At 65.1% G+C, this 13,655-nt stretch carries 17 protein-coding genes; 12 read left to right on the top strand and 5 right to left on the bottom strand.

The features are described from left to right. Positions 1-57: 57 nt before the first annotated feature. The 12 genes from coxB to LRC39_RS04430 all read left to right on the top strand — a co-directional run bounded on the left by coxB (position 58) and on the right by LRC39_RS04430 (position 10,909). Positions 58-915: a cytochrome c oxidase subunit II gene (gene coxB, locus LRC39_RS04375; protein ID WP_263990612.1), complete on the top strand. Its 858-nt coding sequence runs from the start codon at positions 58-60 to the stop codon at positions 913-915. Positions 916-981: 66 nt separating this feature from the next. After that, entirely contained in the window at positions 982-2,607 is a 1,626-nt protein-coding gene (gene ctaD / locus LRC39_RS04380; RefSeq protein ID WP_107354285.1) for a cytochrome c oxidase subunit I, read from the top strand. A 71-nt stretch (positions 2,608-2,678) separates the two neighbouring features. Next, a complete protein-coding gene (locus tag LRC39_RS04385; RefSeq protein ID WP_346296467.1) occupies positions 2,679-3,617 on the top strand; it encodes a heme o synthase in 939 nt (312 codons plus the stop codon). Between the two features lie 11 nt (positions 3,618-3,628). Continuing rightward, positions 3,629-3,796 (top strand): hypothetical protein, encoded by a 168-nt coding sequence (locus LRC39_RS04390; protein ID WP_012494516.1) that lies wholly within the window; start codon positions 3,629-3,631, stop codon positions 3,794-3,796. Between the two features lie 14 nt (positions 3,797-3,810). Continuing rightward, positions 3,811-4,437 (top strand): cytochrome c oxidase assembly protein, encoded by a 627-nt coding sequence (locus LRC39_RS04395; RefSeq protein ID WP_264054319.1) that lies wholly within the window; start codon positions 3,811-3,813, stop codon positions 4,435-4,437. 71 nt (positions 4,438-4,508) lie between these two features. Next, positions 4,509-5,366 carry a cytochrome c oxidase subunit 3 gene (locus LRC39_RS04400; RefSeq protein ID WP_107343006.1) on the top strand — a complete coding sequence of 286 codons (858 nt, stop codon included), beginning with the start codon at positions 4,509-4,511 and terminating at the stop codon, positions 5,364-5,366. Between the two features lie 104 nt (positions 5,367-5,470). Next, positions 5,471-5,857: a DUF983 domain-containing protein gene (locus LRC39_RS04405; RefSeq protein WP_346296468.1), complete on the top strand. Its 387-nt coding sequence runs from the start codon at positions 5,471-5,473 to the stop codon at positions 5,855-5,857. Next, entirely contained in the window at positions 5,854-6,657 is an 804-nt protein-coding gene (locus tag LRC39_RS04410; RefSeq protein WP_346296469.1) for an SURF1 family protein, read from the top strand. The genes LRC39_RS04405 and LRC39_RS04410 overlap by 4 nt, the downstream gene beginning before the upstream one ends. Positions 6,658-6,804: 147 nt before the next feature. Then, the gene (thrC, locus tag LRC39_RS04415; RefSeq protein ID WP_164633885.1) at positions 6,805-8,223 is read left to right on the top strand and encodes a threonine synthase; all 1,419 of its coding nucleotides are present in this window, start codon (positions 6,805-6,807) and stop codon (positions 8,221-8,223) included. After that, a complete protein-coding gene (locus LRC39_RS04420) occupies positions 8,220-9,509 on the top strand; it encodes a M16 family metallopeptidase (RefSeq protein ID WP_107343010.1) in 1,290 nt (429 codons plus the stop codon). Before thrC ends, LRC39_RS04420 begins: the two co-directional genes overlap by 4 nt. Before the next feature lie 61 nt (positions 9,510-9,570). Next, positions 9,571-10,158, top strand: a complete 588-nt coding sequence (locus LRC39_RS04425) for a GNAT family N-acetyltransferase (protein ID WP_107354291.1) — start codon at positions 9,571-9,573, stop codon at positions 10,156-10,158. 97 nt (positions 10,159-10,255) lie between these two features. Next, entirely contained in the window at positions 10,256-10,909 is a 654-nt protein-coding gene (locus LRC39_RS04430) for a hypothetical protein (RefSeq protein WP_107354292.1), read from the top strand. Positions 10,910-11,018: 109 nt separating this feature from the next. Here the strand turns inward: LRC39_RS04430 and LRC39_RS04435 are convergent, their stop codons facing one another. From LRC39_RS04435 to LRC39_RS04455, 5 genes are all read right to left on the bottom strand, one after another. Beyond that, positions 11,019-11,510, bottom strand: coding sequence for an ATP F0F1 synthase subunit B (locus LRC39_RS04435; protein ID WP_107343012.1), 492 nt, complete (start codon positions 11,508-11,510; stop codon positions 11,019-11,021). A gap of 5 nt (positions 11,511-11,515) precedes the next feature. After that, positions 11,516-12,073 carry a F0F1 ATP synthase subunit B gene (locus LRC39_RS04440; protein ID WP_107343013.1) on the bottom strand — a complete coding sequence of 186 codons (558 nt, stop codon included), beginning with the start codon at positions 12,071-12,073 and terminating at the stop codon, positions 11,516-11,518. Between the two features lie 57 nt (positions 12,074-12,130). Further along, a complete protein-coding gene (locus tag LRC39_RS04445) occupies positions 12,131-12,358 on the bottom strand; it encodes a F0F1 ATP synthase subunit C (RefSeq protein WP_009796340.1) in 228 nt (75 codons plus the stop codon). 48 nt (positions 12,359-12,406) lie between these two features. Then, the gene (locus LRC39_RS04450) at positions 12,407-13,153 is read right to left on the bottom strand and encodes a F0F1 ATP synthase subunit A (protein WP_107354293.1); all 747 of its coding nucleotides are present in this window, start codon (positions 13,151-13,153) and stop codon (positions 12,407-12,409) included. Positions 13,154-13,222: 69 nt separating this feature from the next. Next, positions 13,223-13,609, bottom strand: coding sequence for an AtpZ/AtpI family protein (locus tag LRC39_RS04455; protein WP_346296470.1), 387 nt, complete (start codon positions 13,607-13,609; stop codon positions 13,223-13,225). Between the last annotated feature and the right edge of the window lie 46 nt (positions 13,610-13,655).

Genomic DNA, 13,655 nt, shown 5'->3' on the forward strand with positions numbered 1-13,655 from the left:
GGCCGGTCACGCCGATACGGCGGGCTCGCTGTGACAAGTCATAGGGAGCGCGGCGGCATGAAGGTGTCGAAGGGGCGTTTTGGGCGGTGGTCGCTGGGACTTGCGATCGCCTGCTGTGCGGCGGCGGTCGGCGGGACCGCATTCGCCGAGATGGGGCAGCCGGCCCCGTGGGAAGTTACCCTGCAACAACCCGCCTCTCCGGTGATGCAGAACATCGTCTGGTTTCACGGCTTCATGCTGTGGCTGATCACTCTGATCACGCTGTTCGTTCTGGCGCTGCTGGTGATCGTGGTGGTGAAGTTCAATGCCAAGGCCAACCCGGTCCCGTCGAAGACGACTCACAACACGCTGATCGAAGTCGCCTGGACGATCGTGCCGGTGCTGATTCTGGTCGCGGTCGCGGTGCCGTCGTTCCGCCTCTTGTTTCTCGAACTCGACATTCCGAAGCCGGACCTCACCGTGAAGGCGACCGGCAATCAGTGGAACTGGACCTACACCTATCCCGACGACAAGATCGAGTTCACCTCGATCATGCTGACCGACGAAGAGCGGGCCAAGATGAATCCGGTCCCGCCGCGTCTGCTCGGCGTCGACAACGAGATGGTGGTGCCGGTCGACAAGGTGGTTCGGATTCAGACCACCGCGGCCGACGTGATCCACTCCTGGGCGATCCCGTCGTTCGGCGTGAAGATCGACGCCGTTCCCGGCCGTCTCAACGAAGCCTGGTTCAAGGCCACCAAGGAAGGTCGTTTCTACGGCCAATGCTCGGAACTCTGCGGCCGCGACCACGCCTTCATGCCGATCGTCGTCCGTGTGGTGAACGAACAGGAGTACGAAGCCTGGAAGAAAAAGCAGCAGGTCGCCTCGCGCATGCGTGACGATTCCTACGCCTCGGCCGCTTCCGCCACGCGCTAAGCGGCGGGATCGCAAGACGTCGAACGGAGACCGCAAGGTCTGAGGTTTTCAAGTCAGGATCTGAAGATGGCAATGGAAGCTGCAAGGGTCGCTCATTCCGAACACGCGCACGACGATCACGCGCATGCGCATCCGACCGGATGGCGACGCTATCTGTACTCGACCAACCACAAAGACATCGGGACGATGTATCTGGTGTTCGCCGTGATCGCGGGCATCATCGGCGCGGCGATGTCGATCGCGATCCGGGTCGAGCTGATGTTCCCCGGCATTCAGATCTTCCACAACACCCACACCTACAACGTGTTCGTCACGTCGCACGGCCTGATCATGATCTTCTTCATGGTGATGCCGGCGATGATCGGCGGGTTCGGCAACTGGTTCGTGCCGCTGATGATCGGCGCGCCGGACATGGCGTTCCCGCGGATGAACAACATCTCGTTCTGGCTGCTGCCAGCCGCGTTCGCGCTGCTCATCATCTCGACCTTCGTCGAGGGCGAGCCGTCGTCGAACGGCGTCGGCGCCGGCTGGACGATGTATGCGCCGCTATCGACCATCGGACATCCCGGGCCCGCCGTCGACTTCGCGATCCTGGCTCTGCATCTGGCCGGCGCATCGTCGATCCTCGGTGCGATCAACTTCATTACCACCATCTTCAACATGCGCGCACCGGGCATGACCCTGCACAAGATGCCGCTGTTCGTGTGGTCGGTGCTGATCACCGCGTTTCTGCTGCTGCTATCGCTGCCGGTGCTCGCCGGCGCCATCACCATGCTGCTGACCGATCGCAACTTCGGCACCACCTTCTTCTCGGCCGAAGGCGGCGGCGATCCGCTGCTGTTCCAGCATCTGTTCTGGTTCTTCGGCCACCCCGAAGTCTACATCCTGATTCTGCCGGGCTTCGGCATGATCAGCCAGATCGTCTCGACCTTCTCCAAGAAGCCGGTGTTCGGCTATCTCGGCATGGCCTACGCGATGGTGGCGATCGGCGTGATCGGCTTCGTGGTGTGGGCGCACCACATGTACACGGTCGGCATGTCGAGCACGACGCAGGCCTATTTCGTCGCCGCCACCATGGTGATCGCGGTGCCGACCGGCGTGAAGGTGTTCTCCTGGATCGCCACGATGTGGGGCGGGTCGATCGAGTTCAAGACGCCGATGCTGTGGGCGGTGGGCTTCATCTTCCTGTTCACCGTCGGCGGCGTGACCGGCGTGGTGCTGGCCAATGCCGGCGTCGATCGGGTGCTGCAGGACACTTACTACGTCGTGGCGCACTTCCACTACGTGCTGTCGCTCGGCGCCGTCTTCGCGATCTTCGCGGGCTGGTACTACTGGTTCCCGAAGATGACCGGCTACATGTACAACGAGACCATCGGCAAGCTGCACTTCTGGCTCACCTTCATCGGCGTCAACATGGTGTTCTTCCCGCAGCACTTCCTCGGTCTGTCGGGGATGCCGCGGCGCTATGTCGATTATCCGGACGCGTTCGCCGGCTGGAATCTGGTGTCCTCGATCGGCTCCTATATCTCCGGCTTCGCCGTGCTGGTCTTCCTGTACGGAATGGCGCTCGCCTTCATCCGTAAGGAGCGTGCCGCCGACAATCCGTGGGGTGCCGGCGCCACCACGCTGGAGTGGACGCTGTCGTCGCCGCCGCCCTTCCATCAGTTCGAGGTGCTGCCGCAGGTGCGCTGAGGCGGTGTTGGAACCTGCATCCGCCGCCGTTGTTGCGGCAGCGGATGCAGCTCGAAAGAAGAGGTGAGCCCGTGTCGGTCATCGACGTCAATCCGATCCCGCTTGCGCCCCGGATCTCCGAAGCCGGCGTCGCGGACTACATCGCCCTGCTGAAGCCCCGGGTGATGTCGCTGGTGGTGTTCACCGCTCTGGTCGGGCTGTTGATGGCGCCGGGCAGCTTCCATCCGGTGCTGGCGATCACCGCGATCATCTGCATTGCGGTCGGCGGCGGCGCCGCCGGCGCGCTGAACATGTGGTACGAGGACGACATCGACGCAAAGATGACGCGTACCGCCAACCGTCCGATCCCGCGCGGTCGGGTGACGCGGCCGGAGGCGCTGACCTTCGGCTTGACCCTGGCGTTCTTCTCGGTGGTGACGCTCGGCATCCTGGTCAATTGGATCGCCGCCGCGCTGCTCGCCTTCACGATCTTCTTCTACGTCGTGATCTACACGATGTGGCTGAAGCGCTGGACCGCGCAGAACATCGTGATCGGCGGCGCAGCCGGTGCGCTGCCGCCGGTGGTGGCATGGGCCTCGGTCACCGGATCGCTGGCGGTCGAGCCGATCCTGCTGTTCCTGATCATCTTCTTCTGGACGCCGCCGCATTTCTGGGCGCTGGCGCTGTTTCGGAACGACGACTACGCCCGCGCCGGCGTGCCGATGCTGCCCGTGGTCGCTGGCCCCGATCACACGCGGCTGCAGATCCTGCTCTACACCGTGGCGCTGGTCGCGGTGGCGGCGGCGCCGTGGCCGCTCGGGTACTTCGATGCAATTTACGGCGTGGCGTCGCTGGCGCTCGGCGGCTGGATGCTGGTGCTGGCGGTGCGGGTGTATCGCCATCGCTCCGGCAGCGCAGCGCTGCGCGCGACCCGCAATCTGTTCAAGTTCTCGATCCTGTATCTGTTCGCGCTGTTTGCGATCCTCCTGGTCGAGGTCGTCGCCGCGGCCGTGCTGCGGTTGATCGGCTGATGGAGGGCGCGATGGAGCCAGCTCATAAGACGCCGCCCGGTATCGTCCTCACCGATGCGCAGAAGAAGCGTCAGCGCGAACGCTCGATTGCGATCGCGGTGGCGCTCGGCGTGCTGGTGGTGCTGTTCTTCGCCGTGACGCTGGTCAAGGGACCGGCGGTGCTGCACCGGCCGATGTGAGAAAGGTGCCGCCGATGTCGCCACCGCTTCCGCAAGCTCCGCAGCAGCCGGCGCCGCGCCGCGGCCTCGGGCGCGACACAGCGGTGGCGGCGGCGTGCGGTCTGGTGGTCGCCCTGATGGTCGGGGCGTCGTTCGCGGCGGTACCGTTCTATAACTGGTTCTGCCGCACGACCGGCTTCAACGGCACCACGCAGGTGTCACGCGCCGCGCCGAGCTCGGCGCCGCTCGACCGCACCGTCACGGTCAGCTTCGATTCCAACGTCAACGGGCTGCCGTGGAAGTTCGAGCCGGAGCAGCGCGACATCGAGGTGCCGATCGGCAAGGTGGTGACGGTGTATTACCGCATCACCAATCTGTCGCGATCCGACACGGTCGGGCAGGCGGCCTATAACGTCACGCCGCTGACGGTCGGTTCCTACTTCACCAAGATCAACTGCTTCTGCTTCACCGAGCAGACGCTTGCGGCCGGCGAGAGCCGCGACATGCCGGTGGTGTTCTACATCGATCCGGCGTTCGCTGCCGATTCGGAGAACGACACCGTCAAGACCATCACTCTGTCCTACACCTACTACCCGGTGCGCGATCCGGCGCCGAAGCCGGTGGCTTCAAGCGAACCGGCACCGCGCAAGGGCAATCTCTGACAGGAAACGCAGCAACAAAAACGACCGGGACACGCATCACCATCCCGGAGGGATCGAAACGGAGAGCGACAATGGCCACGGCGCACGTCAAGCACCACGACTATCATCTCGTCGATCCGAGCCCCTGGCCGTTCGTCGGGTCGGTGTCGGCGTTCATCATGGCGTTCGGCGCGGTGTCCTGGATGCACCATTTGTATCAGGGCGCCCCGATCGTGTTCGGCGTCGGCGTGATCGGCGTGCTCTACACCATGGCGAGCTGGTGGAGCGACGTGATCCGCGAGGCGCAGTATCAGCACGATCACACCCGCGTGGTGCAGCTCAGCCACCGCTACGGCATGATCCTGTTCATCGCCTCCGAGGTGATGTTCTTCGTCGCCTGGTTCTGGGCCTACTTCAACGCAGCGCTGTTTCCGGCCGATCCGGTCCACGCCACCCGCGAGGCGTTGTTCGGCGGGGTGTGGCCGCCGAAAGGCATCGAGACCTTCGATCCCTGGCACCTGCCGCTACTCAATACGCTGATCCTGCTCACCTCAGGCACCACGGTGACCTGGGCGCACCATGCGCTGCTGCACAACGATCGCAAGGGTCTGAAGCAGGGGCTGATCTGCACCATCCTGCTCGGCGCGACGTTCTCCTGCGTGCAGGCCTACGAATACAGCCACGCCACCTTCTCGTTCGCCGGCAATGTCTACGGGGCCACCTTCTTCATGGCGACCGGCTTCCATGGCTTCCACGTGCTGGTCGGCACCATCTTCCTGCTGGTGTGCCTGATCCGCGCCTATGCCGGTCACTTCACGCCGAAGCAGCATCTCGGCTTCGAATTTGCCGCCTGGTACTGGCATTTCGTCGACGTCGTCTGGCTGTTCCTGTTCGTCTGCATCTACGTCTGGGGCCACGGCGCCTCGGCGATGGCGCACGGCGCGCATTGATGCCCTCGGCCACGTTCGTCATTGCGAGCGAAGCGAAGCAATCCAGAGCTGCGTCTCGGAGCCCCTGGATTGCTTCGTCGCTTCGCTCCTCGCAATGACGCCAAATGGAGACGTCTTCGCCCACCATCCTGCAGAGCGCGCTCCGCGGCCTTGCGTGCCGCTGTCCGCGTTGCGGGGAGGGGCGGCTGTATGCCGGGTTCCTGACGCTGGCGCCGCGCTGCGAGGTCTGCAGTCTCGACTTCGGCTTCACCGATGTCGGTGACGGCGCGGCGGTTTTCACCATCCTGATCGGCGGCGCCATCGTGGTGCTGTGCGCGTTGATCGTCGAGGTGAAGTATCAGCCGCCGTTCTGGCTGCACGCAGCGCTCTGGTTGCCGCTGGTGGTGATCACGACGCTGGTGCCGCTGCGCTCGATCAAGGCGCTGTTGATCGCCCTGCAGTTCTACCACAAGGCGCAGGAGGGCCGCCTCGTCGGTCGCGAGCCGCAATGACGGCGGAGGCCGCGCGCCGGCGCAGCATCGCCGGGATGAGCCTGATCGCGCTGACGATGGTGGCGGTGCTGCTATCGCTGGGGATCTGGCAGTTGCAGCGGCGCGACGAGAAGCATCGGCTGATCGCGGCGCTGAGTGAGCGGCTGGCAGCCGAGCCGGTCGCGCTGCCCGCCGCGCGCGACTGGCCGGCGCTCGATCCGCTGAACGATGAATTTCGCCGCGTCCGCTTCACCGCGACCTATCTGAAACTGCCGGACGTGATGGTGTATTCGTCCGGCTCGGCGGTTCGCGACGACGTCGCCGGTCCCGGCACCTGGGCGTTCCTGCCGGCGCGGCTGGCGGATGGGCGCATTGTGGTGATCAACGCCGGCTTCGTGCCCAACACCATGCAGGAGCGCGGCGCCGAGGATCGCGTGGTGCAGCCGTTGCTGGGCGGGGAGACGGCGACGCTGACCGGGTATTTGCGATTTCCCGAGCAGCCCGGCCTGTTTGCGCCGGCCCCAAATCTCGACAACCGGCTGTGGTTCAGCCGCGACGTGCCGGCGATGGCCGCTGCGCTCGGTTGGGATAAGCCGGCCGAGATTGCGCCTTTTTACATCGACTTGGAAGCACCGATGCCGGCCGGCGGTGTGCCGAAGCCGGGGCCGCTCGGCGTGCATCTGCGCGACAACCACCTGCAATACGCCATCACCTGGTTCGGGCTTGCCGCTGCGGTGCTGGTGGCGTTCGCGTTCTGGCTGCGCGGCCAGGGACGGCAGGTGGCAGTGCCGCCGGCGAAGGCATCACGTCGCATCGCCTGAGCCCCCTCGGTAGGCGCATCCGCCACAGGGAGCGATTTCCCCTGCGGGTCAAACTCCTTTATGGTGAGGCCGATTTCACCCGCGCGTGAGACTGAACTCGATCAATATCAAAGGCTTGGGCGTTGGGCCGGGCCTTTGGAGGCACCCTTGACGACCTATGTTTCGACCCGGGGCGAAGCCCCGCGCCTCGGCTTTTGCGACGTGATGCTGACCGGGCTCGCCCGTGACGGCGGACTGTATATTCCGGAAGTCTGGCCGCAGCTCACTCCCGATACCATCACCAGCCTGTTCGGCCGGCCGTACTGGGAGGTCGCCGTCGAGGTGATCCGGCCGTTCGTCGCCGGCGAGATCTCCGACGCCGAACTCGGCCGCATGGCGAGCGACGCCTACGCCACCTTCCGCCATCCGGCGGTGGTGCCGCTGCGGCAGACCGGCCCGAGCCAGTTCGTGCTCGAGCTGTTCCATGGGCCGACGCTGGCGTTCAAGGACGTCGCGATGCAGCTGCTGTCGCGGCTGATGGATCACGTGCTGGAGAAGCGCAAGCAGCGCACCACCATTGTGGTGGCGACCTCCGGCGACACCGGCGGCGCCGCGGTCGAAGCCTTCGCCAACCTGAACAATGTCGACCTCGTCGTGCTGTTTCCGCACGGCCGGATCTCCGACGTGCAGCGGATGATGATGACCACGTCGGGCGCTCCGAACGTGCATCCGCTGGCGATCGAAGGGCACTTCGACGACTGCCAGGCGATCGTGAAGGGGCTGTTCAATCACCATAAGTTCCGCGACCAGGTGGCGCTGTCCGGCGTCAACTCGATCAACTGGGCCCGTATCGTCGCGCAGGTGGTGTACTACTTCACCAGCGCGGTCGCGCTCGGCGCGCCGAACCGTGTGGTCGACTTCACCGTGCCGACCGGCAATTTCGGCGACATCTTCGCCGGCTACGTCGCCAAGAAGATGGGCCTGCCGGTGCGCCGGTTGAAGATCGCCGCCAACGTCAACGACATCCTGGCGCGCACCCTGAAGACCGGCATCTACGAAGTGCGCGAGGTCCACGCCACCACTTCGCCGTCGATGGACATCCAGGTGTCGTCGAATTTCGAACGGCTGCTGTTCGAGGCCTCCGGGCGCGACGCGGCGCTGATTCGCTCGCTGATGGGCTCGCTCGGCCAGTCCGGCCGCTTCGTGCTGCCGGATGCGGTGCTCGCCGCGGTGCGCGAGGAGTTCGACGCCGGCCGTGCCGACGAGGCGGAGACCGAATCGGCGATCCGTGCCGCTTGGCGCGAGGCGGGCGATCTGATCGATCCGCACACCGCGGTGGCGCTGGCCGTGGCCGATCGCGACACCACCGATTCGAGCGTGCCGAACATCGTGCTGTCGACCGCCCATGCGGCGAAGTTCCCGGACGCGGTGGAAGCTGCTTGCGGCATCCGGCCGGATCTGCCGGCTTGGCTCGACGGGCTGATGAGCAAGACCGAAACGATCAAGATCATGCCGCGCGATCAGGTGGCGATCGAACGTCACGTGCTGGCGGTGAGCCGCGCCGCCAAGCAAGGAGCCGCCGGATGACCGTCGAAGTCAGCAAGCTTCCCTCCGGCCTCACCATCGTCACCGACACTATGCCGCATCTCGAGACTGCCGCGCTCGGCGTCTGGACCGGCGTCGGCGGCCGTGACGAAAAGCCGGACGAGCACGGCATCTCGCATCTGCTCGAACACATGGCGTTCAAGGGCACCACGCGCCGCACCTCGCGCGAGATCGCCGAGGAGATCGAGGCGGTCGGCGGCGATCTCAATGCCGGCACTTCGACGGAGACCACCGCGTATTATGCGCGGGTGATGAAGGCGGACGTGCCGCTGGCGCTCGATGTGCTGTCGGACATTCTGGCCAATCCGTCGTTCGAGGCCGAAGAGCTCGAACGCGAGAAGAGCGTGATCGTGCAGGAGATCGGCGCCGCGCAGGATACGCCCGACGACGTCGTGTTCGAGTATCTGAACGAGCTTTGCTACCCGGAGCAGCCGATCGGCCGCTCGCTGCTCGGCACCGCCAAGACGCTGAAGAGCTTCAGCCGCGAAAAGCTGCAGTCGTATCTGTCGACGCATTATCGCGGTCCCGACATGGTGGTGGCGGCGGCCGGCGCGGTCGATCACGCCCGCATCGTCGAAGAAGTGTCGCACCGCTTCGCCAGCTTCGACGCCACGCCGGCACCGAAGCCGCAGCCGGCGATGTTCGGCGCCGGCGGCTCGCGGGTCGTGCATCGCGATCTCGAGCAGGCGCATCTGACGCTGGCGCTCGAAGGGCTGCCGCAGGGCGCGCCGACGCTGTTCAGCCTGCAGGTGTTCACCAACATCCTCGGCGGCGGAATGTCGTCGCGGCTGTTCCAGGAGGTGCGGGAAAAGCGCGGGCTGTGCTACTCGATCTACACCTTCCACGCGCCCTACAGCGACACCGGGTTCTTCGGTCTCTACACCGGCACCGATCCGGCCGATGCGCCGGAGATGATGGAAGTGATCGTCGACGTCATCAACGATGCGGTCGACACCCTGACCGACGCCGAGATCTCGCGGGCCAAGGCCCAGATGAAGGCCGGCCTGCTGATGGCGCTGGAGAGCTGTTCGTCGCGCGCCGAGCAGCTGGCACGGCACATCCTGGCCTATGGCCGGCCGTTGCCGGTCGACGAGCTGGTCGGGCGAATCGATGCCGTCACCATCGACACCGCGCGGGAAGCCGGACGCACGCTGCTGGCGCGGAGCCGGCCGGCCGTGGTGGCTCTCGGCAGTGGCCGCGGTCTCGACAGAGCTGTCAGCTTTGCTGAAGGTTTGACACAATCCAAGGCCAAGACGTCCTATCATTGAGCTGACGCCGCGGGTCGCGGCGTTCGAGGCCCGCCGATTCTGCGGGTCGGGAGTGCCGTGCATGGCGCTGTTTCGTATGCCATCCGTCGGGCCCGCTGCGCTGGCGCCGCGCGGCAATGGGCTGTTGCTGCGCGCGCCGCAGATGGCCGATTTCCCGCAATGGGCCGAGCTGCGCGAGTACAGCCGGGCCTATCTGACGCCATGGGAGCCGATCTGGCCGTCCGACGACCTGACCCGCTCCGGTTTTCGCCGCCGGCTGCGCCGCTATTCTGAAGACGTCGCCTCCGACCGCTCCTACCCGTTCCTGGTGTTTCGCGAGCACGACAACCAGCTGGTGGGCGGGGTGACGCTCGCCAATGTCCGTCGCGGCATCGTCCAGGCCGGCACCATCGGCTATTGGATCGGCCAGCCGTTCTCGCATCAGGGTTATATGACGGCGGCGCTGCGGGTGCTGCTGCCGACGCTGTTCGGCGAACTCAATTTGCACCGCGTCGAGGCGGCCTGCATCCCGACCAACGCGCCGTCGATCCGGGTGCTGGAAAAGTGCGGCTTCACCCGCGAGGGGCTGGCCCGGCGGTATCTGTGCATCAACGGCGTCTGGCAGGACCATCTGCTGTTCGGGCTGCTGCACGACGATTTCCGCGGCTGATTCGGCCGGTCCGGGAGCACCTGCCGCCTTTGGTTCGCCGGCATTGCTTTGCTATAACCCCGCCGGTCGCAACGAATTGGACAGCCGGGTAGGGTGAATGGCTCAGGAGATTGAACGGGTGCCGTCGCGGCACCGGATCGCGCGCGCGGCGCGCGCCACCGTCGCGGTGGCGATCTGCGGCACTGTGCTGGCGGCGACGCCGGCGTGGTCGCAATCGATCACCGATCGTTTCAAGAGCTTGTTCGGCAGCTCCGACAAGGATCAGGCGCCGACCGTTTCCAACGGTCCGCCGGTCGAGAGCCAGCTGACCTGCCCGTCGGTGACGGTGCGCTCCGGCGCCTCGACCTATGCGGTCGGCCTGCCGGGCAAGGAAGCCAGCGGCTCCGATCTGCGCTATCAGGCGGTGATCAGCCGCACCGCCCGCGAGTGCAATCTGAACACCGGCGTCATCACCGCCAAGATCGGCATCCAGGGCCGGATCATCGCCGGTCCGGCTGGTGCGCCGACCTCGGTCGACGTGCCGCTGCGCGTCGCGGTGGTGCAGGAAGGCGTGTCGCCGAAGACGGTCTTCACCAAGGCCTATCGCACCAGCGTCTCGATGCAGCCGGACGGCAGCGTTCCCTTCAGCCTGGTGGCCGAAGACGTCGCCTATCCGGCGCCCTCGGTCTCGGATAACGACGCCTATGTGTTTTATGTCGGCTTCGATCCGCAGGCGCTGAAGCCGGAGCCGAAGGCGCGCAAGCGGAAATAGCCGCGGCGGCGATCGCCGACAGCGGCAACGCTGCCCGCGCCGCGACTGCAAATACAAAAAGGCCGGCGCGATCGCTCGCGCCGGCCTTTGATTTGTAACAGGCGTCAGCTCAGTTGAGCTTGCCGCGGACTTCCTGGATGCCCTTGCTGAGCAGCTCGTCGGCGAGGTTGCCCTTGACCGATTCAGACAGGATGCGCGAGGCCGCCGCCACCGCTGCTTCGGCTGCCGCCGCGCGAACGTCGGCGAGCGCTTGGGCCTCGGCGAGGGCGATCTTGCTCTCCGCAGTCTTGGTGCGACGAGCGACGAAGTCTTCCAGCTTGGCCTTGGCTTCCGCCGCGATCCGTTCGGCGTCGGCCTTGGCGCTTTCGACGATCGCCTGCGCTTCGCGTTCGGCAGAGGCACGGCGCGCGCGATAGTCGGCGAGCAGCTTGGCGGCCTCTTCCTTCAGCTTGCGCGCTTCGTCGAGCTCCGCCTTGATCCGGTCGCGACGCTTGTCCAGCGCCTGCAGCACGGTGCGGTGCACGCCGAAATAGGCGAACACGCCGAGCAGAATGACGAACGCAATCGCGACCCAGGTTTCTGCTTCTCCGAAGATTGCCATCAGCCTCAGCCCTTCAACGAAGCGTCAACCGCGCTGTCCACCGCCTTGCCATCCGGCGTCACGCCGGCGAGCTGCTGGACGATCGCCGAAGCGGCGTCCGACGCGATGTTGCGCACGTTACCCATCGCGGCGGTACGAGTCGCTGCGATGGTCTTCTCGGCGTCGGCGAGCTTCGCCGCGAGCCGCTGTTCCAGCGTCTTGCGCTCGGCTTCCGCCTGCGCATTGAGCTTTTCACGGGTTTCCGCGCCGATCGCCTGAGCCCGGGCACGGGCGTCGGCGAGTTCGGCCTCATAGGCTTTCAGCGCGTCGTCCGCTTCGCCCTTCAGCTTCTGAGCCGCCGCCAGATCGCCGTCGATGGTCTTCTGCCGCTCTTCGATCACACCGCCGACGCGCGGCAGTGCGATCTTGGAAACGATCAGGTAGAGCGCAACGAATGCGATCGCCAGCGACACCAGTTGCGAGGCAAAGGTTTCCTGCTGGAAGGGCGGGAACGGCGCCTTGTGGCCTCCGCCCGCTTCCGTGTGGGCAGTGGTGCCCTTGGCGTCGCCATGACCTTGAGCCACGGGCTTCTCCTGTTCGGCCGGTCGCGACCCCGGAAGGTCAGGACCGGATTTTGGATCTTAGAGGGCGAACAGCAGCAGCAGCGCGATCAGCAGCGAGAAGATGCCGAGCGCTTCGGTCACCGCGAAGCCGAAAATCAGGTTGCCGAACTGGCCCTGGGCGGCCGAGGGGTTACGCACCGCAGCGGCGAGGTAGTTGCCGAAGATGATGCCCACGCCAGCGCCGGCGCCGCCCATGCCAATGCAGGCAATACCAGCGCCAATGTACTTCGCGGCAATCGGATCCATGTAACGAACTCCTGTTGGGGTTGGGTGTAGTCGTTTGCGAGTGGGTCTTTAGTGGCCCGGATGAATTGCATCGTTGAGATAGATGCAAGTCAAAATGGCGAACACATAAGCCTGCAGGAACGCGACCAGCAGCTCCAGCGCGGTCAGCGCGATGGTCAGGCCGAGCGGCAGCACGGCGCCGAACCAGCCGACGATGCCCAGTGCGCCGAGCATCGCCACGAAGCTCGCGAACACCTTCAGCGCGATGTGGCCCGCCAGCATGTTGGCGAACAGACGCACCGAGTGCGAAACCGGCTTGAGGAAGAACGAGATCACTTCGATGAAGACGACCAGCGGCAGGATGTAGACCGGAACGCCGGAGGGCACGAACAGCTTGAAGAACTTCAGGCCGTTCTTGGAAAACCCGTAGATCAGCACCGTGAAGAACACCAGCAGCGCCAGCGCGACGGTGACGATCAGGTGGCTCGACACCGTGAAGGTGTAGGGCACGATGCCGATCAGGTTCGATACGGCGATGAACATGAACAGCGAGAACACCAGCGGGAAGAACTTCAGGCCTTCCTTGCCGGCCGTCGACCGTATCATGTTGGCGACGAATTCGTAGGACAGCTCTGCGATCGACTGCAGCCGGCCCGGCACCAATTGGCGGCCCGGCACCAGCATCAGGATGGCGATCAACGCCACCGTGCCGAACATGTAGGCCGACGAATTGGTGAACGCGATTTCTTGTCCGCCAACGTGACCGAGGGTGAAGAGCTTGGTGATCTGGAACTGATGGATCGGATCGGCGGCCATTCGTCTCTCAGTCTGTCGGTGTCGCGAGCTTGCGCGGGATTCGAACGATCGGTGCGCCTTGGATCCCGCTCAGAGTCGCTCGGACTGCTTCGCCATAACGCCTGCTGCCCGCATCACGTTGACTACACCGGCGATGAAGCCGATCAGCGAAAACGCAATGAGACCCCAGGGCGAGGTCGAAAACAAACGATCGATACCCCAGCCGAGAGCCGCTCCGCCGAGAACGCCCGCAATCAACTCCGATGAAAGCCGAAAACCGAGCGCCATCGCCGAAGCTTTGGCATGTCCGTTTTCACTTCCTGTTTCGGATTGATCCGTCTGGAGTTTCCGGCTCACCCGAGAATGGGCCAACCGTTGTTCCAGGCTTCCGAGCCGTGCGGAAAGCGCAGCCTCCTCAGGCGATCCGTCGCGCGGTTCATGCGCTGGTCGGCTGCTGTCGTGCGTGTCGTCCGCCATGTCGTGGAGACCCGAACTAGCTGCCGCTAACGATGAAATAACGCCC

Source organism: Rhodopseudomonas sp. P1 (assembly GCF_039642825.1).
Lineage (GTDB): Bacteria > Pseudomonadota > Alphaproteobacteria > Rhizobiales > Xanthobacteraceae > Rhodopseudomonas > Rhodopseudomonas palustris_H.